Genomic DNA, 19,757 nt, shown 5'->3' with positions numbered 1-19,757 from the left:
CCCGCAAATGCGGGGCTTTTCTTTTTCAGAGCACTAGACGCAGAAAAAAGCAAGTGTTACATTCGGCCTCGCACTGCTTTTCCAGTGCCCTCTACATGCCGTCGCCGAAGCATCCCTAATTCGAATCAGTACGCGATCCTGTCGCCATCCAGCGGCGCGGCCTCATTAAGCCAGAAGCTTAATTCTCCCTTCTTACATGATTACGTCATTCCCCTTATGAACCTGACTGAACTCAAGCAAAAGCCGATTACCGATCTTTTGGAAATGGCCGAACAGATGGGCATCGAAAACATGGCCCGTTCGCGCAAACAGGACGTGATTTTCGCCCTGCTGAAGAAGCATGCGAAAAGCGGCGAAGAGATCTCGGGTGACGGCGTGCTGGAGATTCTCCAGGATGGTTTCGGTTTCCTGCGTTCGGCTGATGCGTCCTACCTGGCCGGCCCAGACGACATCTATGTCTCGCCCAGCCAGATCCGCCGTTTCAACCTGCGTACCGGCGACACCATCGTCGGCAAGATCCGCCCACCGAAGGAAGGGGAGCGTTACTTCGCCCTGCTGAAGGTCGATACCATCAACTTCGACCGCCCGGAAAACGCGAAGAACAAGATCCTGTTCGAAAACCTGACGCCGCTGTTCCCGAACAAGCGCCTGAAGATGGAGGCCGGTAACGGCTCCACCGAAGACTTGACCGGTCGCGTCATCGACCTGTGCGCCCCGATCGGCAAAGGCCAGCGCGGCCTGATCGTTGCCCCGCCGAAAGCCGGTAAGACGATCATGCTGCAGAACATTGCGGCCAACATCACCCGTAACAACCCTGAGTGCCACCTGATCGTCCTGCTGATCGACGAGCGCCCGGAAGAAGTGACCGAAATGCAGCGCACCGTGCGTGGCGAAGTGGTTGCTTCCACCTTCGACGAGCCGCCAACCCGCCACGTGCAGGTTGCCGAGATGGTGATCGAGAAGGCCAAGCGCCTGGTCGAGCACAAGAAAGATGTGGTTATCCTGCTGGACTCGATCACTCGACTGGCGCGTGCCTACAACACCGTGATCCCGAGCTCCGGCAAGGTGCTGACCGGTGGTGTCGACGCCCACGCCCTCGAGAAGCCCAAGCGCTTCTTCGGTGCTGCGCGTAACATCGAGGAAGGCGGTTCGCTGACCATTATCGCCACTGCGCTGGTTGAAACCGGCTCGAAGATGGACGAAGTGATCTACGAAGAGTTCAAGGGCACCGGCAACATGGAGCTGCCGCTGGACCGCCGCATCGCCGAGAAGCGTGTGTTCCCGGCCATCAACATCAACCGTTCCGGCACCCGCCGCGAAGAGTTGCTGACCGCTGACGACGAACTGCAGCGTATGTGGATTCTGCGCAAGCTGCTGCACCCGATGGACGAAATCGCCGCCATCGAGTTCCTGGTCGACAAGCTCAAGCAGACCAAGACCAACGATGAGTTCTTCCTGTCGATGAAGCGCAAGTAAGCGAGCGTTTCAGGCTGGATTGATTGGGGCCGCCTTGCGGCCCTTCGCGGGCAAGCCCGCTCCTGCACAGGTCACTGCGGCCCTTGTAGGAGCGGGCTTGCCCGCGAAGGGGTGCAAAGCGGCCCCAATGCATTTTCACCCCCAAACAAGGCCCGAACGGCGCTACACTCTGCACCCCGACCGATACGGCCAACACGAGGCTCCTGCATGCAGTATCGCGACTTGCGCGACTTCATCCGTGGCCTGGAACAGCGCGGCGAGCTCAAGCGCATCCAGGTACCGATCTCCCCCGTCCTGGAAATGACCGAGGTCTGCGACCGCACCCTGCGCGCCAAGGGCCCGGCATTGTTGTTCGAAAAGCCCACCGGCTTCGACATCCCAGTGCTGGGCAACCTGTTCGGTACTCCGGAGCGGGTGGCCATGGGCATGGGCGCCGAGTCGGTCAGCGAACTGCGGGAAATCGGCAAGTTGCTGGCCTTTCTCAAGGAGCCCGAGCCGCCCAAGGGCCTGAAGGACGCCTGGTCGAAGCTGCCGATCTTCAAGAAGGTCGTGTCGATGGCGCCAAAAGTGGTCAAGGATGCGGTGTGCCAGGAAGTGGTGGTCGAGGGTGACGATGTCGACCTTGGCACGCTGCCGATTCAGCACTGCTGGCCTGGCGACGTGGCGCCGCTGATTACCTGGGGCCTCACCGTGACCCGTGGCCCGAACAAGGACCGCCAGAACCTGGGCATCTACCGCCAGCAGGTGATCGGCCGCAACAAGGTGATCATGCGCTGGCTCAGCCACCGTGGCGGCGCCCTCGACTACCGAGAGTGGTGCGAGAAGAACCCCGGCCAGCCGTTTCCGGTCGCCGTGGCCCTGGGCGCTGACCCAGCGACCATTCTCGGCGCGGTGACCCCGGTCCCGGACACCCTTTCCGAGTACGCCTTCGCCGGCCTGCTGCGAGGCAATCGCACCGAGCTGGTCAAGTGCCGTGGCAGCAACCTGCAGGTACCGGCAACCGCCGAGATCATTCTGGAAGGGGTGATCCACCCAGGCGAAATGGCCCCGGAAGGCCCTTACGGCGATCACACGGGCTACTACAACGAAGTGGACAGTTTCCCGGTGTTCACCGTTGAGCGCATCACCCACCGGCAAAAACCGATCTACCACAGCACCTACACCGGCCGGCCGCCAGATGAGCCGGCCATTCTCGGCGTGGCGCTGAACGAAGTGTTCGTGCCGATCCTGCAGAAGCAGTTCCCGGAAATCACCGACTTCTACCTGCCGCCGGAAGGCTGCTCGTACCGGATGGCGGTGGTGACCATGAAGAAACAGTACCCAGGCCACGCCAAGCGCGTAATGCTGGGTGTGTGGTCGTTCCTGCGACAGTTCATGTACACCAAGTTCGTTATTGTCACCGATGACGATATCAACGCTCGTGACTGGAACGATGTGATCTGGGCTATTACCACGCGCATGGACCCCAAGCGTGATACGGTAATGATTGACAATACCCCGATCGACTACCTGGACTTTGCGTCACCGGTGTCGGGGCTGGGTTCGAAGATGGGCCTGGACGCTACGCACAAGTGGCCGGGCGAGACTACACGCGAATGGGGCCGGGTCATCGTCAAGGATGAGGCCGTCACCCGCCGTATCGATGAGCTGTGGGATCAGTTGGGAATAGATTGATGCAGGTAACGTTGCAGCCGTCCGGGGCGGTGCTGGCGCTTGAACCCGGGGAACGGATCCTGGATGGAGCACGGCGGCTGGGCTATGACTGCCCAAACAGCTGCCGCAATGGCAATTGCCATGTTTGCGCCGCGTTGTTGGTTGAAGGACGGGTTCGCCAGGATGGCGAAGTCCGCGACCATGGTGAGTTGTTCACCTGCATTGCCGAACCGCTGGAGGACTGCGTGTTGCTCTGGGACGGTGTGCTTGCCTTGGGCGAGCTGCCAGTGCGCAAGCTGGCGTGCAGCGTCAGTGAGTGCGTCGACGTCGGCGGCGACGTCTGGCGGGTGCGCCTGCGTGCGCCTGCCGGTAAACCTCTGCGTTATCACGCGGGGCAATACCTGATGATCGAACGTGAGGGCGGCAAGCAGGCAGCTTTTTCGCTGGCGTCCGCGCCACATGCCGGGCGTGAACTGGAGCTGCATGTGCTGGCGCGTGAGCCCAGTGCGGTGCAACTGATCGACCAGCTGAGGCGAGATGGCCTGGCGCGCATTGAAATGCCGTTTGGCGACACCCACCTGGCCGAGCTGCCCGACGGGCCGCTGGTGCTGATTGCCGCCGGCACTGGCATGGGCCAGATGCACAGCCTGGTCGAGCACTGCCGGGCTCAGGGCTTCAAGCACCCGGTACACCTGTACTGGGGGGTGCGCCGGCCCGAGGATTTCTATCAGATCGAGCACTGGGACGAATGGCAGCGTCTGCCTAACCTGTTCCTGCATCAAGTGGTCAGCGACCTGTGTGGCTGGGAAGGCCGCTGCGGCATGCTGCATGAAGCGGTCTGCGACGACATTGCCGACCTCAATAGCGTGCATGTGTATGCCAGCGGCTCACCGAACATGATCTACGCCACGCTCGACGCCTTGGTCGAAGCCGGTATGGATGCGCACCGCATGCGTGCCGATGTGTTCGCCTACGCGCCGCGCGGTTAATAACCGAAGTTTGAAAGTGTCGGTATAAGGCGGTAATTGTTACCGCCTTGGCCAATAACTTTCACCGCTGCTGAAACAGTACTTCCCAGTCGTCGGAGCCGTGTATGAAACACGTGCTCAAGGGCTTGAGTATTCCTGCAATTCTGGCCTATGGTTACTGCAAGCGCCCTTGGTAAAGCGGCCTGGGGCCGCAGCGTAATCGAAGCTCGCTACATCCGTAGTTCACAGGAATAATGGCGGCAGCTTATGTCGGCACTTGAAAGTATGTCTTGGGAAGTTTCATACCCTCCGGCACTTGATTTCGGTCAGCAACATACTCGCGAACAGTTGTTCAGCTCCATGAAAACAACCATGTCCAGGCATCAGGGTGGGCCGGTGTGGCTGTTTGCCTATGGTTCGTTGATCTGGCGCCCGGAGTGCAATTCGGTGGAGCGCCAGCGCGCGCGGGTACATGGTTATCACCGTGGCTTGTACCTGTGGTCGCATGAACATCGCGGTACCCCGGAAACGCCCGGACTGGTGTTTGGCCTGGACCGCGGTGGCTCCTGCAGCGGCTTTGCCTACCGGCTGGATGAACGCAACCTGGACGACTCACTGATGGCCCTGTGGCAACGCGAGATGCCCTATCCGGCATACCGGCCGCACTGGCTCAACTGCCGCCTGGGCGATGGTAGCAAGGTGCAGGCCTTGGGCTTTGTACTGGAGCGGCATTTGCCGTGCTATGCCGGTAACTTGCCGGATACGTTGCTCAGCCAGATCCTGGCCAGTGCCAAGGGGCGTTATGGCACCACGCGTGACTATGTCGAGCAGACCTTGAATGCACTGCGCAGTCACCAGATGCCCGATCGCAACCTGGAAGCGCGATTCAGGCGTTGCCACAATCTGCGCGAAGTGTGAGCAACCTGTTCCGGCCTCTTCGCGGGTAATCCTTGTAGGCGCGGGTTTACCCGCGAATACGGTGGTGGCGGCAACGGTGAACGGCGGGTGGAATTGGCCGGCAGGCCCGGGCCTTTCGCGGGTAACCCCGCTGCTACAGGCGACCGCGCAGAGGCCGGTACTGCCTTACCTGGCCAGCACCACCAACTTACCCACCGCCTGCCGTTGCCCCAGCTTCTCGATAGCAGCCCCGGCTTCTGCCAGTGGATAAGTCTGCGACACCAGCGGCTTCAACTTGCCCTCGGCATGCCAGGCAAACAGCTGGTGGAAGTTGGCCGCGTTGTCCTCCGGCTGGCGCTGGGCAAATGCCCCCCAGAACACGCCCAGTACCGCCGCGCCCTTGAGCAGCACCAGGTTGGCCGCCAGCTGTGGAATGCTGCCACTGGCAAAACCCACCACCAGCAGCCTGCCATTCCAGGCCAACCCGCGCACCGCTTGTTCGAACAGCTCGCCACCGACCGGGTCATAGATCACGTCCACGCCCTGGCCACCGGTCAGGCGTTTGATTTCTTCGCGCAGGTTGGCCTGGCTGTAGTCGATCAGCTCATCCGCCCCGGCAGCCTTGGCCACGGCCAGTTTTTCGGCACTGCTGGCCGCCGCGATCACCCGCGCGCCCATGGCCTTGCCGATCTCCACCGCCGCCAGGCCCACCCCGCCGGAAGCGCCCAGTACCAGCAGGGTCTCGCCGGCTTGCAACTGGCCCCGCTGGCGCAGGGCGTGCATCGAGGTGCCGTAGGTCATGCCGAAGGCCGCAGCGGTGGTGAAGTCCATGCTCGCCGGGATCGGCAGAACGTTATAGAACGGCACCGCCACTTGCTCGGCGAACGCACCCCAGCCGGTGAGCGCCATGACCCGGTCGCCGACCTTGAACGCGCCGGCCTTTTCGCCAACGGCGGCCACCACGCCTGCTGCCTCGCCACCTGGAGAGAACGGCAGCGGTGGCTGGAACTGGTACTTGCCTTCGATGATCAAGGTGTCGGGGAAGTTGACCCCGGCAGCCTGCACGTCCAGCAGGATCTCGTTCTTCTTCGGCAGTGGGCTGGCCACCTCTTCCAGCACCAGGTTGCGCGCCGGACCCAGGGTTTTGCACAACACAGCTTTCATCGGGGCTATTCCTTTGCGGGTAGTGGCCGATAAGTGTAGGAGGGCCGCTTGGCAGGTCAACGAGCATGGCCCGCCCTGATGGGCCGGCATAAGCCCGGGCTTGGGTTTGAGCGGTGTGCTGGGTAAGCTGGCGCCAACTGTATTGAGGAGCGAATTCGTGAAAGCGTGGATCTTGATGGTGCTGGCGCTGCTGTTGCCGGCTGCGGCCATGGCCGAGGAAGCCAAGGAAGGGGTGCCCAAGGTCGCCTACATCAGTCTGAGCCCGCCCTTCGTTGGCAACTATGCGCTCGACGGCAGCCCGCGGCTGCGCGTGTACAAGGCTGACGTGGCCCTGCGCGTGACGGGCGACGAAGCGGCCAAGACGGTAAAGCACCACGAACCGCTGATCCGTAACCAGCTGGTGGCACTGTTCACCCAGCAGACGGTGGACAGCATGAGCAACGTCGAGGCCAAGGAGCATCTTCGCCAAGAGGCGCTGAAACAGGTGCAGCAGGTGCTGGAGGCGGAAGAGGGTAAGCCGATCGTTGAAGACTTGCTGTTCAACAACCTGATCGTGCAGTGACCTGAAACAGGGTGAGGTCCATCACTGGTAAGTCGGATTGAATTCAGGCTTACCCCGTGTGTAGGACCCTTCTGTCTTTCCTGTAAGCCCGCCAGTTTTCAGTTTTTGGGGCCATGGCCAAGCTAGATTGTGCCTTGTCTTCAGTTGCTCGAGAGTGTTGGCAATGGCTTTGAAGTACCAGCCGAAAGAGGCGACTGTACTGATGTGCGACTTTTCAGGCTTTCAAGTGCCTGAAATGATCAAGGTGCGTCCCGTGGTCGTTCTTCGCAAGCACAGTCAAAATCGCCAGTTAGTGACGATAGTCCCGTTGAGTACCACGGCACCGGATCACATGGCAGGGCATCACGTTGTGCTGCCGAGTTATCTACCTGGTTCGGCCCTGACATGCTGGGCCAAGTGCGACATGATCTACACGGTGGCTACCTCCAGATTGGACAGATGTCGGGTCAAATCGCGGCAAGGAAGTGGTCGGGAATACATGACCTTTACAATGCGGCCAGAGCATTTCGCCGCCGTGAGGGCTGCAGTTGGCTTTACGCTGGGTTTCACACATCCAGCAACAGAGCGGTCTGTTGTCAATGTTACGCTCGATGCGTGATAATCAGCCTGTTCCCGCAAGGGGCTTGTAAGACTCTGAGGATCCTGGTTCGACCAGCAATTACAGAGCCGGGCAGGTATATGGCGATGACAAGTCGACCTGTCTGTGAGTAGGGCGCCGAAAGGCGCCCTTTGTCTTTGTGCCAGTTTTCCAATTTTCGGCGGACGCTCGCGCATGCCTTCAAGACGTCAGGGTACGGCGGAACCGCGCGAGGGCCACGCTGAAGAACACCAGGCCGATCAGCGTCAGCGCCAGGATATCCGGCCATACCACCGCCCACCCGGCATCCCTGAACAGGATTGCGGCACTCAGGCTGACAAAGTGCGTTGAGGGTGACCCTTGCATCACCCACTGCAGCCACTGCGGCATGCTGTCCAGAGGTGTGCTGCCGCCGGACAGCAACAGCATCGGGATGATCACCGGGATCGCCAGCAGGCCGAACTGCGGCGTCGAGCGCGCCAGGGTGGCGAGGAAAATGCCCAGCGATGTACTGGCGAACAGGTACAGCGCGGTCACGGCCAGGAACAGCCCCATCGAGCCAGACAGCGGCACGCCCAGTGCACCTTTGACGACGACCACCAACGAAATCCAGGTGCAGATCACCACCACCAGCGCGTTGCTGCCGATCTTGGCCAGCATGATCTCCAGCGCGGTCAACGGCAGCACCAGCAGGTGGTCGAGGGTACCATGCTCACGCTCGCGCAGCAGCGCGGTCCCGGTGAGGATGATCGCCAGGATGGTGATGTTGTTGACGATCTGGATCACGGCCAGAAACCAGCCCCCCTCCAGGTTGGGGTTGAACAGCGCCTTGGGGTTGATCAGCACCGGGCTTTGCTCGTTACCACGCTGGCTGTAGTCGAGCAGCTCGCGCTCGAAGATGCGGCCGATGTAGCCGGCGCCCATGAACGCTTGGCTCATGGCTGTAGCATCGACGTTGATCTGCAGCTCCGGCGAGCGCCCGGCCAGCAGGTCGCTCTGAAAGTTCACCGGTATGTTGATGACGAAGGTGTACTGGCCGCTGTCCATGGCCTGGTCCAGGCGCTGCGGAGGCAGCGGCACGGCTGGCTGGAACTCGGGCGGTTGCAGGGCTTCGCTGAGCTTGCGCGAGAGCAGGCTATGGTCTTCATCCACCACCGCCACGCTGGCGTTGTGTACACCGATCACCGAGCCGGCTGCCGGCATGTAGATCGCCACGCTGAAGGCATATAGCAGGAACAGCAGCAGGACGCTGTCATGGCGCAGGCTGGTCAGTTCTTTCAGGCCCAGGCGCAGGGTGTGGTTCAGGCGCGACATGTCAGGCCTCCTGCTTTTTCAGCATTGCCAGGCTCAGGCCGGTGAACGCGGCAAAGAAGCTCAGCAGGATCAGGCACTGCGGCCACAACTCGCGCAGGCCTAACGCCTTGGTGAAGGTGCCGACTGCGATGTCGAGGAAGTAGCCCGCCGGGAACAACTGGCCCATCACCGCTGCCGCGCCGTCCAGCGACGAGCGTGGCACGATCAGCCCGGAAAACTGGATGGTCGGCAGGCTGGTAATGATCATGGTGCCGAGAATGGCGGCGATCTGGGTGCGGGTGAATGCCGAAATCAGCAGGCCCAGGCTGGTGGTTGCCAGCAGGTAGGCCACGCCGCCACATGCCAAAGCCAGTACGCTGCCCTTGAGCGGTACGGCGAACAGCCAGCGGTTCATCGCCACCAGCAGCGCCAGGTTGACCAGGCTCACAGCCAGGTAGGGCATCTGCTTGCCAAGCAGGAATTCCAGGCGGGTGAGGGGTGTGGCGTAGAAGTTGGTGATGGAGCCGAGCTCCTTCTCGCGCACGATGCCCAGTGCCGTGAGCATGGCCGGAATGAAGGCCAGTATCAGTGCCATCACGCCCGGGCCGATGGCGTTCACGCTGACCACATCCTGGTTGTAGCGGAAACGCGTTTCCAGGCGCACCGGGTCCTGGCGTGGCTGCGGTTGTGGGCTGGCCTTTGCCAGTTGCTCCAGGTTGGCCTGGTGCACGGCTTCCACGTAGTTGCGGCTGGTTTCGGCGCGGAACGGCATGCCACCGTCGAGCCAGGCAGCCACCACCGGCTGGCGTCCTGCGTACAGGTCGCGACCAAAGCCGGGCGGAATTTCCAGTGCCAGTTTGATTTCCGAGCGTTGCAGGCGCTGGTGCAGCTCGCTGCTGTCGCGGATCGGCGCCTGTTCGGCGAAGTAGCGTGAGCCACGGAAGGCTTCGAGGTAGGCACGACTTTGCGGGCTCTGGTCCTGATCGTGCACGGCGAAGGCGAGGTTTTCCACATCCAGTGAAATGCCGTAGCCGAAGATCACCATCATGAACAGTGCACCCAGTAAGGCGAAGGCCAGGCGCACCTTGTCGCGCAGCAGCTCCTTGCCCTCACGGCCGGCCACTGCGAGCAGGCGACGCAGGCTGAAACCCTGGCGCAGCGGTAGGGTGGGGGTGGACGCCTGTTCCAGCACGCTGCTGTCGGTGGCGGCTGGCGCCAGTTCCTGGGCCTGTTCCAGGCAGCGGACGAACGCGTCTTCCAGCGTGTCGCCCTGGTACTGGTGCTGCAGGGCATCGGGCGTGTCGCAGGCCAGCACCCGCCCGGCGTGCATCAGCGAAATACGATCGCAGCGCTGGGCTTCGTTCATGAAGTGGGTGGAGAGGAAAATGGTCACGCCCTGCTCGCGGGACAGCTCTACCAGCAGGCGCCAGAAGTCGTCGCGGGCGGCCGGGTCGACGCCGGAGGTCGGTTCGTCGAGGATCAAGACTTCCGGGCGATGCAGAACCGCCACTGCCAGCGACAGGCGCTGGCGCAAACCAAGGGGCAGGGCGCCAGACGGTTGGTCGGCGATAGCGGCGAGGTCGAAGCGCTCGATCAGCTCATCGATGCGCTGGGCGCTCTCGGCTTTGGGCAAGTCGAACAGGCGGGCATGCAGGGCCAGGTTCTGCCGGGTGCTGAGCTCGCCATACAGAGAGAAACTCTGCGACATGAAGCCGACCCGCTTGCGTGTGGCCAGGTCGCTGGCGTCCACCGGGCGACCCAGCAGGCTGGCGCTGCCCTCGCTGGCCGGCATCAGGCCGGTGAGCACTTTCATGGTGGTGGTCTTGCCGCAACCGTTGGAACCCAGGAAGCCGAAGATCTCCCCGCGGCCAATGGCGAAACTGACCTTGTTCACCGCTGTGAAGTCGCCAAAGCGCAGGGTCAGGTCGTGTGCCTCGATGGCGACCGGGCCGTCCGTGGCTTGGCGCGGCGGGATTGCCAGTGGTTGATGCTGCGCCTTGCCCGCGCCCTGGTAGTGGGTAAAGGCATCATCCAGTTTGCCGCTCGGGGTGACTGCAGCCAGTTCGTGGCTAGGGCCGGCGGCCAGCAACCGGCCGCCATCGAGCATCAGGCAATGCTCGAACTGTTCGGCTTCTTCCATGTAGGCGGTAGCCACCAGCAAGGTCAGTTGCGGGCGTTGTGCGCGAACCTGTTCAACCAGCTCCCAGAAGCGCCGCCGCGACAGTGGGTCGACGCCGGTGGTCGGCTCGTCCAGGATAAGCAGGTCTGGCTCGTGGATCAGCGCGCAGCAAAGGCCCAGCTTCTGCTTCATGCCTCCCGACAGCTTGCCGGCCGGGCGCTGGGCAAAGCGCTGCAGGTCGGTGGCCTGCAACAGATTGGCCATGCGCTGTTCACACTCACGGCGGCCCAGCCCGAACAGGGTGGCAAAAAAACGGATGTTCTCGCTGATCGACAGTTCCGGGTACAGGTTGTTGCCCAGCCCTTGCGGCATGAACGCCACTTTGGGGTAGAGCGCCGTGCGATGGCGGCGTTGGCGGATCGAGCCACCCAGCACCTGCAGCTCTCCCTGCTGTAGGCGTTTCACGCCGGCGATCAGCCCCAGCAGGGTCGACTTGCCCGCCCCGTCAGGGCCTATCAGCGCGCAGCGGGTACCCACAGGGAGGCTGAAGCCTAGTGGGTGGAGGGCTATCACGTCGCCGTAACGGTGGCTGATGCCTTCGGCCAGCAGTGCCGGGGCGTTCATTGCAGGTTGGCCGGCCAGTCCACCTCAGCCGTGCGTACATAGCCGGCGCCTGGCATGCCTGGTTTGGCTTGCGGCACGGCGCCTGGGTCGCTCAGGCGCAGTTTGACCCGGAACACCAGCTTTTGCCGTTCGTCGCGGGTTTCCACCTGTTTGGGGGTGAACTGGGCCTTGGCTGCGACAAAGGCCACCTTGGCCGGCAGTGCGCGCTCGGGCAGGGCGTCGAGCACGATGCGCGCCTGATCGCCTACGGTCAGCCGGCCGCTGGTAGAGGCCGGGAGGTACAGGTTCATGTACTGGTCGCTGGGGTCGATCAGCATCAGCACACGGCCGCCGGCACCCAGCACTTCACCGGGTTCGGCCAGGCGCAGCTGGATGATGCCGTTGATGGGCGCACGCAGGCTGCTGTCGTCGATTTCGCTGGTGAGCTGCGCCACTTGGGCTTCGGCGGCGCCAATGGCGGCCTTGATCGCTGCCAGTTGGGCGCGGGCAGCGACTACTGCTGCGTTGGCCGTGTCAAAGCGCGCCTGCTGTTGGTCGAGCAACTGCTGGCTGGCGAACTTGCGCTGGAAGATTTCGCGTACGCGCTTGAGCTCCTGGCTGGCCAACAGCAGTTCACTCTGGCGCAGTTGCACGGTGGCCTGGGCGGCGGCGTAGTTTTCCCGGGCGCGCAGCACTTCGGCTTCGGCCTGGCTGCGCTGGGCTTCCATGGTGCGTGTGTCGATGCGTGCCAGTAGCTGGCCACGGGTCACGTTGTCGCCTTCATCGACCAGTACTTCGGCCAGGCGACCGGGGATCTTGCTGGCGATCTGCACTTCGGTGGCTTCAAGGCGGCCGTTGCCCATGCTCAGGCCTTCGGGCAACTGGTCGTGAAGCGACTTCCAGTACCCCAGCCCGCCGGCTGCAGCGAGCAGTGCGATCAGTGCAGTGGCGAAGATTCTAGGGGCGTATCGGTTCATCGTTCTGCATCCTTGCGGTCATGCACAGTCCATCATGCCTGGCGGCCATGTGTGGCGTGTTGATATCGGTCAAGCCCTTGACCATAGCTGCGTATTCAGCGCAACGCGACAATCACCGCCCATTGTTCGGGCGTTACCGGCATGACCGACAGGCGGCTGCCTTTTTGCACCAGGGGCAACTCGACCAGACCGGCCTGCTGTTTCAGCCACCCCAGTTCCAGCACCCTTGGAAAGGTTTGTACGTGGGCCACATCCACCGCGCTCCACGGGTTCTTGTCGATCGTGGCCTTGGCATCGTGATAATGGCTTTCCGGGTCCAGCGCGGTCGGGTCCGGGTAGGCCGCGCGGGTGATTTTGGCAATGCCGGCGATGCCGGGTTGCGGGCAGCTGGAGTGGTAGAAGAAGAATTCGTCACCCACGCTCATGGCCCGCAGAAAATTACGCGCCTGATAGTTACGCACGCCGTCCCAGCGCGCTTCGCCCAAGCGTGCGAGGGCTTCGATGGAGAGCTCGTCGGGCTCGGATTTCATCAGCCAGTAAGCCATGGATGCTGCTCCTGAAAAGGTTTGAAATAACCTGTTGCACGAAACCGACAGCCGGTTGGCGTCAAGGTTTGCGTGCGGACGCATGTTGTCGGAAAATGCGCCCCGTTTAAAGCGCGTGCGCCGGCGGTACCCAGAATATCGCCGAGTACTGAACAGTTTGCCTGGGGGGCAATCTTCGATGAATCAACGTAAAAAGCCGGATCTGCTGTGGATCCTGGTGTTCATTTTTGGCCTGGGTGTGGTCACTACCGGTTATGCGCAAGGGTTCTGGGAGCGCAAGCTGGACAACGCCTATCAGATGCCGGTCGACGCCAGCCAGCCACAACGTTGATACCCCCCGCTGGCGCCGCTCAACGTGGCGCCAGGTACCAGCCACGGTCCGAGACCGTGCCCTTCAGCGGTACATCCCAACTGGCCTGCGCCAGCCGCTCGACCTTCTGGCATTCATGCGCCAGCCCCAGCAGCAACGGTTTTTTCCAGGTTTGCCGACGCGCCTGGTAGGCCAGGCTGCGATCATAGAAGCCACCGCCCATACCCAAGCGGCCGCCCACTTCGTCAAAACCGACCAGCGGCAGCAGAATCAGATCCAGCGCCCAGATCGGCCGCTGGCGTTTGCGATCGATGATCGGCTCTGGAATACGGAAGCGGTTGGGCTTGAGCTTCTCACCCTGCTCAAAACGCTGGAACACCATGCGCGTGCGCGGCCAGGCGTGCAGCACCGGCAGGTAGGTGCACTTGCCGCGACGCTGGGCTTCGCGCATCAGCAGGCGAGGGTCGATTTCACCGTCGTTGGGCAGGTACAGGGCAATGTGGCGGGCGCGGCGGAACAAGGGGTGTTGCGCCAGCTGGCGGTACAAGCCGAGGGTGGCCTGGCGTTGCTGGGCAGGGGTAAGGGCGCGGCGGGCATTGCGAAGCAGGCGACGAAGCTGGGGGCGGGTGAGCGGCACGTTTTCGGTCATGGCACGGGCAATCCCAGATGTGCTGGCTTGGTACGAACAGTGCCTGCGCGGTGAATCGTCGTACAAAGCTTGAAAAAAGTCGGCCAAAACGAATTGCCCGCCTTGGGGGCGGGCAAGAAAATTCAGGCTCCCCGATAAGACCGCTATCGGTGTAGCCCTTGAACCCGAAAGTTCAAGGTGGAGATTGCAGGGGGCGTTAAGGCTTTCCGTCGGGCGGACATGCACACCGGCCCCAGCGTGCAACCCCCGTGGTTGTGCGTATCGGCTCAGGGACATAACCGACTGGCGCATCCCCCAGGGAGTGGCGCCAGTATACCAATCTCAGCCGATTTTGGTATCCGTGTCGTCGGACAAAGCCTTATCTACCCGATCCAGCAGGTCGCGCACCTGTTCGCGGTTCGTGCCGGTGACCGGCGCATCGTTGCGGTCTTCCTGGCGGTGCAGCATTTCGTGGGTAATGTTCAACGCCGCCATCACCGCGATGCGGTCGGCACCGATCACCTTGCCGCTGCTGCGGATCTCGCGCATCTTGCCGTCCAGGTAGCGCGCAGCGCTGACCAGGTTGTTGCGCTCTTCCGGCGGGCAGATGATCGAGTATTCCTTGTCGAGGATCTGCACGGTGACGCTATTGCTTGAACTCATGAGTCTTGCTCCAGAGCCTTGAGGCGTAAAATCATCGACTCGACTTTGCGCTTGGCGATCTCGTTCTTTTCGATGAGGTGGGCGCGCTCTTCGCGCCAGGATTTTTCCTGAGCTACTAGGAGTGCATTTTGCCGTTTTAGTTGCTCGACGCGTTCGATCAGCAACTCGAATCGGCTCATCAGTGCCTGCAGGTCGTTCTCTTGCGTGGGTTGCACTCGATTCGCTCCGTCGTTGAGTCACCTGGCGATGATGCCTCTCCCTGGGCGGCAACGGCCAGTGCCGATGGTCTTGGCGCGCCTGCCGGTGCTAGGATACAAGGTCTTCATTCTAGACATTGCGCCGTCTGGCGCCTAGCTGCCCATGCCCAATACTCAATCGCCCTACAACGCTTTCGCCATACTGCTCTCGAGCAATGGCCATCCTGTCACCCCGGCCGAACTGCACGGCCTGCTGATTGGCCGCAGCTGCGCCGGCGCCGGCTTCGATGCCGATGCCTGGTTGGCCGATGCCGCCCAACTGCTGGAAATCGAGCCTGGTGACAGTGTCCGCAACGCCTTGGTCGGCTTGCAGGAAATGGTCAAGGGCGAGCTGACCAGCGACGACATGGCGATCGTCCTGCTGCTGCCTTCCGATGATGCTGCACTGAGCGACCGCGCCACCGCGCTGGGCCAGTGGTGCCAAGGCTTCGTGACCGGTTTCGGCCTGAACGCTGGCGGTAAGGACTTGTCCGATGAGGCCAAGGAAGTGCTGCAGGACCTAGTGGCCATTTCGCAGGTCCAGGAAGCGCTCGAAGAGTCCGAAGACGGCGAGAGCGACTATATGGAAGTCATGGAATACCTGCGTGTGGCGCCCCTGCTGCTGTTCTCCGAACTGGCCAAGCCGGCCGCCCCCGCACCCAAGCCCTCGCTGCACTGATCAACCAGGGGTAGTCTGCCCATGAGCCACATTCCCAAGGCCGAGTATGCCCGTCGGCGCAAGGCGCTGATGGCGCAGATGGTCCCCAACAGCATCGCCATTCTGCCCGCCGCCGCGGTTGCCATCCGCAACCGCGACGTCGAGCACGTGTACCGCCAGGACAGCGACTTCCAGTACCTCAGCGGCTTCCCGGAGCCCGAGGCGGTGATTGCTTTGATTCCAGGGCGCGAGCATGGCGAGTACGTGCTGTTCTGCCGTGAACGCAACCCCGAGCGCGAGCTGTGGGACGGCCTGCGGGCCGGCCAGGAAGGGGCGGTGCGCGATTTCGGCGCTGACGATGCCTTCCCCATCACGGATATCGACGAGATCCTGCCTGGCCTGATCGAAGGCCGCGAGCGGGTCTACAGCGCCATGGGCAGCAACCCGGAGTTCGACCGCCGGCTGATGGACTGGATCAACGTGATCCGCTCCAAGGCACGCCTGGGCGCCCAGCCACCGAACGAGTTCGTTGCGCTGGATCATCTGCTGCATGATATGCGCCTGTATAAATCGGCGGCGGAAGTGAAGGTGATGCGTGCTGCTGCAGACATTTCTGCGCGGGCCCATGTGCGGGCCATGCAGGCCTGCCGCGCCGGGCTGCACGAATACAGCCTGGAAGCCGAGCTGGACTACGAATTCCGCAAGGGCGGGGCGAAGATGCCGGCCTACGGCTCGATCGTTGCGGCCGGGCGCAATGGCTGCATCCTGCACTATCAACAGAACGATGCGCCGCTCAAGGATGGCGACCTGGTGCTGATCGACGCCGGCTGCGAAATCGACTGCTATGCCAGCGACATCACCCGCACCTTCCCGGTCAGTGGGCGGTTTTCGCCCGAGCAGAAGGCCATCTACGAGCTGGTGCTCAAGGCTCAGGCGGCGGCGTTTGCCGAAATAGCCCCCGGCAAGCACTGGAACCACGCCCATGAGGCGACCGTGCGGGTCATCACCGCGGGCCTGGTGGAGCTGGGCTTGCTCGAAGGTGATGTGCAGGCGCTGATCGACAGCGAAGCCTATCGCGCCTTCTACATGCACCGCGCCGGGCACTGGCTGGGCATGGATGTGCACGACGTGGGCGAGTACAAGGTGGGCGGCGAGTGGCGTGTGCTGGAACCCGGCATGGCGCTGACCGTGGAGCCGGGTATCTACATTGGCGCCGACAATCAGGCCGTGGCCAAAAAGTGGCGCGGCATTGGGGTAAGGATCGAGGACGACGTGGTAGTGACCAGGCAAGGTTGTGAAATCCTGACTTCGGGCGTGCCGCGTACCGTCGCCGAGATCGAGGCGCTGATGCAGGCTGCCCGCAAGGCCGTGGCATGAGCCGGGTAAACCTGGCGATCATCGGCGGTGGCCTGGTTGGCGCAAGCCTGGCGTTGGCCCTGCAGGCCGGCGCCAAGGCGCGCGGCTGGAAGATCCTGCTGATCGAGCCGTTCGCCCCCGGCGACTGCTACCAGCCCAGCTACGATGCGCGCTCGTCGGCATTGTCCTTCGGCACCCAGCAGATTTATCAGCAACTGGGCCTGTGGCAGGTCATCGGCCGCCGCGCCGAGCCTATTCGCCAGATTCACGTGTCCGACCGTGGTCGCTTTGGCGCCACCCGCCTGGATGCCCTGGAAGAGGGCGTACCGGCGCTGGGTTACGTGGTGGAAAACGCCTGGCTCGGCCAGTGCCTGTGGCAAGGGCTGGACAGCGAGGTGGTGAGCTGGCGCTGCCCGGCCGAAGTGACCTCGATGCAGGCCATCGAACGCGGTTACCGCCTGCGGCTGAACGACGACACCCAGCTGGAATGTGACCTGGCGGTACTGGCCGATGGTGGCCGCTCTGGCCTGCGCGAGCAGTTGGGTATCCATGTACGCCACACGCCTTACCAGCAGAGCGCGTTGATCGCCAACATTACCCCGGGTGAGGCCCACGGCGGCCAGGCTTTCGAGCGCTTCACCGAAGAGGGCCCCATGGCCTTGCTGCCGTTGCCGGAAAACCGCTGCGCACTGGTGTGGACCCGCCAGGGCATGGATGCGCGGCGCCTGGCCGACATCGACGAGCGCTGCTTCCTGCGCGAACTGCAGGGTGTGTTCGGCTACCGCTTGGGCGCGCTGCGCCAAGTAGGCGCACGGCACCTCTACCCGCTGTCCTTGATCGAGGCCCAGGAGCAGGTGCGGCCGCACCTGGTGGTGCTGGGCAACGCAGCTCACAGCCTGCACCCCATCGCGGGCCAGGGTTTCAATCTGTCGTTGCGTGACGTGCAATCCCTGGCCGAGGCGCTGCTGGCGGGGCCACAGCAGCCTGGCGACCTGACCACGCTGCAGGCCTATCACCAGCGCCAGCGCCTGGACCAGGCGATGACCATCGGCTTCTCTGACCAGGTCACCCGCCTGTTTGGCAGCAATCAGCCGTTGCTGGCTGCCGGGCGCAACCTTGGCCTGCTTGGGCTCGACCTGCTGCCACCGGCAAAAAGCTGGTTCGCCCGCCAGGCCATGGGCCTGGGCACCCGCCCTGATCCGCGGGGCCAGGCATGAGCAACCCGCGTAAACTGGCGCGTCGGGCGCGCATGCTGCGCTGGATGCTGAACCTCTACCCACCATACCTGGGTGCCGGTATTCGTGTGCAGCACATCAGCCCGGACCTGCGTAGCGTCAAGGTGGCGATGAAACTGACTCGCTGGAACCGCAATTACGTCGGTACCCAGTTCGGTGGCAGCCTGTATGCCATGGTCGATCCGTTCTACATGCTGCTGTTGATCGAGCAGTTGGGGCGTGACTACATCGTCTGGGACAAGGCCGCCAGCATCGATTTCATCTCGCCGGGCAAAGGCCCGGTGTATGCCGAATTCCACGTCGATGATGCGCTGCTGCAGGAAATCCGCCAGCAGGCCGCCACCGGCAAGAAATGCCTGCCGCGTTTGCAGGTCGATATCCGCGATGGCGCCGGCGAGTTGGTGGCGCGGGTCGATAAAACCCTATACGTGCGGCTCAAGCCGCAAGCGAGGCTGGCGTAAGGCATGGACATGCGCGCAGATCTGTTGATTGTGGGTGCCGGTATGGTCGGCAGCGCCCTGGCCTTGGCGTTGCGCCACAGTGGCCTGCAAATTTTGTTGCTCGACGGTGGCCCGCTGACGGTCGTACCTTTCGATGCCCAGGCCCCGTTCGAGCCGCGTGTCAGCGCGCTATCGGCGGCCAGCCAGCGCATCCTCGAGCGCCTTGGCGCTTGGGACGGCATTGCCCAGCGACGCGCCACGCCATATTCCGACATGCATGTGTGGGATGGCAGCGGCACCGGTCAGATTCACTTCTCGGCGGCCAGTGTGCATGCCCAGGTGCTCGGCCATATCGTCGAGAACCGGGTGGTACAGGACGGCCTGCTGGAGCGCCTGCACGACAGCGACATCGGCCTGCTGGCCAATGCGCGGCTGGAGCAATTGCGCCGCTCTGGCGATGAGTGGCTGCTGACGTTGGCCGATGGCCGGCAACTGCGTGCACCGTTGGTGATCGCCGCCGACGGTGCCAATTCGGCGGTGCGGCGTCTGGCCGGCTGCGAAACCCGCGAATGGGACTACCTGCACCATGCCATTGTCACCAGCGTACGTTGCAGCGCCGGGCACCAGGCCACGGCCTGGCAGCGCTTCACTGACGAAGGGCCATTGGCCTTTTTGCCCTTGAGCCGCGATGGCCAGCAAGATTGGTGCTCAATCGTATGGTCGACCACTCCGGAGCATGCCGAGCAGCTGATGGCGATGGATGAAGCGGCCTTCCTGCAAGCCCTCGGGCGTGCCTTCGAGGGCCGCCTGGGCGACGTGTTGCAGGCCGACCCAAGGGTATGCGTGCCGCTGCGTCAGCGCCACGCCAAGCGCTATGTGGGTGAAGGCCTGGCATTGATTGGCGATGCCGCGCACACCATCCACCCGCTGGCCGGGCAGGGTGTGAACCTCGGCTTCCTCGACGCGGCGGTGCTGGCCGAGGTGCTGGTCAATGCTTGCGAGCGCGGCGAGAGACTGGCCGATGTGAAGGTGCTGAGCCGTTACGAGCGCCGGCGCATGCCACACAACCTGGCGTTGATGGCGGCGATGGAGGGCTTCGAGAGGTTGTTCCAGGCCGATCCGCTGCCGTTGCGCTGGTTGCGCAACAGCGGGTTGAAACTGGTGGAGCAGATGCCGGAGGCCAAGGCGCTGTTTGTGCGCCAGGCGTTGGGTTTGAGTGGTGACCTGCCAGATCTGGCCAAGGCTTGAGAGTGCCGGGGCCGCTCTGCGGCCCTTTCGCGACACTAGGCCGCTCCCACAGCGTGGCGCAATCACCTGTGGCAGTCCTTTGCAACATCCGGTAACGCCTAGGTAGGTGAGCCAGAAAATGGGATTCACTACCATTCGCACCTCTCATA

General features: G+C 62.9%; 20 protein-coding genes and 1 other RNA gene. 12 read left to right on the top strand and 9 right to left on the bottom strand.

Annotated elements, in window-relative coordinates:
- The first annotated feature begins 216 nt into the window (after nt 1–216).
- The 4 genes from rho (at nt 217) to ACK59Z_RS00415 (ending at nt 5,015) form a co-directional block, all read left to right on the top strand.
- Entirely contained in the window at nt 217–1,476 is a 1,260-nt protein-coding gene (rho, locus tag ACK59Z_RS00430; RefSeq protein WP_003253661.1) for a transcription termination factor Rho, read from the top strand.
- A gap of 207 nt (nt 1,477–1,683) precedes the next feature.
- A complete protein-coding gene (gene ubiD, locus ACK59Z_RS00425) occupies nt 1,684–3,150 on the top strand; it encodes a 4-hydroxy-3-polyprenylbenzoate decarboxylase (RefSeq protein ID WP_003253663.1) in 1,467 nt (488 codons plus the stop codon).
- Nucleotides 3,150–4,118, top strand: a complete 969-nt coding sequence (locus tag ACK59Z_RS00420; protein ID WP_003253665.1) for a CDP-6-deoxy-delta-3,4-glucoseen reductase — start codon at nt 3,150–3,152, stop codon at nt 4,116–4,118. The genes ubiD and ACK59Z_RS00420 overlap by 1 nt, the downstream gene beginning before the upstream one ends.
- Nucleotides 4,119–4,364: 246 nt before the next feature.
- Nucleotides 4,365–5,015 carry a gamma-glutamylcyclotransferase gene (locus ACK59Z_RS00415; RefSeq protein WP_012054059.1) on the top strand — a complete coding sequence of 217 codons (651 nt, stop codon included), beginning with the start codon at nt 4,365–4,367 and terminating at the stop codon, nt 5,013–5,015.
- A 165-nt stretch (nt 5,016–5,180) separates the two neighbouring features.
- Here ACK59Z_RS00415 and ACK59Z_RS00410 read toward each other — a convergent pair whose 3' ends face one another.
- Entirely contained in the window at nt 5,181–6,158 is a 978-nt protein-coding gene (locus tag ACK59Z_RS00410) for an NADPH:quinone oxidoreductase family protein (RefSeq protein ID WP_012054058.1), read from the bottom strand.
- Between the two features lie 157 nt (nt 6,159–6,315).
- On the opposite strand from ACK59Z_RS00410, the gene ACK59Z_RS00405 reads away from it, so the two are divergent.
- On the top strand, nt 6,316–6,720 hold the full coding sequence (locus ACK59Z_RS00405; RefSeq protein ID WP_003253671.1) for a flagellar basal body-associated protein FliL: 405 nt from the start codon (nt 6,316–6,318) through the stop codon (nt 6,718–6,720).
- A gap of 163 nt (nt 6,721–6,883) precedes the next feature.
- Nucleotides 6,884–7,318 (top strand): type II toxin-antitoxin system PemK/MazF family toxin, encoded by a 435-nt coding sequence (locus ACK59Z_RS00400; protein WP_060489058.1) that lies wholly within the window; start codon nt 6,884–6,886, stop codon nt 7,316–7,318.
- A 180-nt stretch (nt 7,319–7,498) separates the two neighbouring features.
- On the opposite strand, the gene ACK59Z_RS00395 is transcribed toward ACK59Z_RS00400, so the two are convergent.
- From ACK59Z_RS00395 to ACK59Z_RS00380, 4 genes are all read right to left on the bottom strand, one after another.
- Entirely contained in the window at nt 7,499–8,611 is a 1,113-nt protein-coding gene (locus ACK59Z_RS00395) for an ABC transporter permease (RefSeq protein WP_108191111.1), read from the bottom strand.
- 1 nt (nt 8,612) lies between these two features.
- Nucleotides 8,613–11,333, bottom strand: a complete 2,721-nt coding sequence (gene rbbA / locus ACK59Z_RS00390; RefSeq protein ID WP_014754796.1) for a ribosome-associated ATPase/putative transporter RbbA — start codon at nt 11,331–11,333, stop codon at nt 8,613–8,615.
- The gene (locus ACK59Z_RS00385) at nt 11,330–12,289 is read right to left on the bottom strand and encodes an HlyD family secretion protein (RefSeq protein WP_003253678.1); all 960 of its coding nucleotides are present in this window, start codon (nt 12,287–12,289) and stop codon (nt 11,330–11,332) included. Before ACK59Z_RS00385 ends, rbbA begins: the two co-directional genes overlap by 4 nt.
- A gap of 95 nt (nt 12,290–12,384) precedes the next feature.
- The gene (locus ACK59Z_RS00380) at nt 12,385–12,834 is read right to left on the bottom strand and encodes an EVE domain-containing protein (protein ID WP_003253680.1); all 450 of its coding nucleotides are present in this window, start codon (nt 12,832–12,834) and stop codon (nt 12,385–12,387) included.
- 178 nt (nt 12,835–13,012) lie between these two features.
- Here ACK59Z_RS00380 and ACK59Z_RS00375 point away from each other — a divergent pair, with 178 nt between their 5' ends.
- Nucleotides 13,013–13,165: a hypothetical protein gene (locus ACK59Z_RS00375; RefSeq protein WP_003253683.1), complete on the top strand. Its 153-nt coding sequence runs from the start codon at nt 13,013–13,015 to the stop codon at nt 13,163–13,165.
- A gap of 19 nt (nt 13,166–13,184) precedes the next feature.
- Here ACK59Z_RS00375 and ACK59Z_RS00370 read toward each other — a convergent pair whose 3' ends face one another.
- From ACK59Z_RS00370 to ACK59Z_RS00355, 4 genes are all read right to left on the bottom strand, one after another.
- Nucleotides 13,185–13,793 carry a 5-formyltetrahydrofolate cyclo-ligase gene (locus ACK59Z_RS00370; RefSeq protein ID WP_003253685.1) on the bottom strand — a complete coding sequence of 203 codons (609 nt, stop codon included), beginning with the start codon at nt 13,791–13,793 and terminating at the stop codon, nt 13,185–13,187.
- A 124-nt stretch (nt 13,794–13,917) separates the two neighbouring features.
- A non-coding RNA gene (gene ssrS / locus ACK59Z_RS00365) (6S RNA) lies at nt 13,918–14,097 on the bottom strand.
- Nucleotides 14,098–14,114: 17 nt separating this feature from the next.
- Complete coding sequence (locus ACK59Z_RS00360) at nt 14,115–14,435, bottom strand: cell division protein ZapA (RefSeq protein ID WP_010955726.1); 321 nt, start codon at nt 14,433–14,435, stop codon at nt 14,115–14,117.
- Nucleotides 14,432–14,614 carry a TIGR02449 family protein gene (locus ACK59Z_RS00355; RefSeq protein ID WP_029886233.1) on the bottom strand — a complete coding sequence of 61 codons (183 nt, stop codon included), beginning with the start codon at nt 14,612–14,614 and terminating at the stop codon, nt 14,432–14,434. Before ACK59Z_RS00355 ends, ACK59Z_RS00360 begins: the two co-directional genes overlap by 4 nt.
- Nucleotides 14,615–14,795: 181 nt before the next feature.
- Here ACK59Z_RS00355 and ACK59Z_RS00350 point away from each other — a divergent pair, with 181 nt between their 5' ends.
- From ACK59Z_RS00350 to ACK59Z_RS00330, 5 genes are read left to right on the top strand one after another with little or no spacing between them, the layout of a single operon-like run.
- Nucleotides 14,796–15,350, top strand: a complete 555-nt coding sequence (locus ACK59Z_RS00350; RefSeq protein ID WP_108191113.1) for a YecA family protein — start codon at nt 14,796–14,798, stop codon at nt 15,348–15,350.
- A 21-nt stretch (nt 15,351–15,371) separates the two neighbouring features.
- Nucleotides 15,372–16,706 (top strand): Xaa-Pro aminopeptidase, encoded by a 1,335-nt coding sequence (pepP, locus tag ACK59Z_RS00345; RefSeq protein WP_003253692.1) that lies wholly within the window; start codon nt 15,372–15,374, stop codon nt 16,704–16,706.
- The gene (ubiH, locus tag ACK59Z_RS00340; protein WP_108191114.1) at nt 16,703–17,902 is read left to right on the top strand and encodes a 2-octaprenyl-6-methoxyphenyl hydroxylase; all 1,200 of its coding nucleotides are present in this window, start codon (nt 16,703–16,705) and stop codon (nt 17,900–17,902) included. Before pepP ends, ubiH begins: the two co-directional genes overlap by 4 nt.
- Nucleotides 17,899–18,381: a DUF4442 domain-containing protein gene (locus ACK59Z_RS00335; protein ID WP_003253696.1), complete on the top strand. Its 483-nt coding sequence runs from the start codon at nt 17,899–17,901 to the stop codon at nt 18,379–18,381. The genes ubiH and ACK59Z_RS00335 overlap by 4 nt, the downstream gene beginning before the upstream one ends.
- Before the next feature lie 9 nt (nt 18,382–18,390).
- A complete protein-coding gene (locus ACK59Z_RS00330; RefSeq protein WP_162996151.1) occupies nt 18,391–19,608 on the top strand; it encodes a 2-octaprenyl-3-methyl-6-methoxy-1,4-benzoquinol hydroxylase in 1,218 nt (405 codons plus the stop codon).
- Nucleotides 19,609–19,757: the final 149 nt, after the last annotated feature.

The organism is Pseudomonas sp. KCJK9058 (assembly GCF_046230975.1).
Classification (GTDB): domain Bacteria; phylum Pseudomonadota; class Gammaproteobacteria; order Pseudomonadales; family Pseudomonadaceae; genus Aquipseudomonas; species Aquipseudomonas alloputida.
This window is presented reverse-complemented; position numbering and strand designations above follow the sequence as displayed.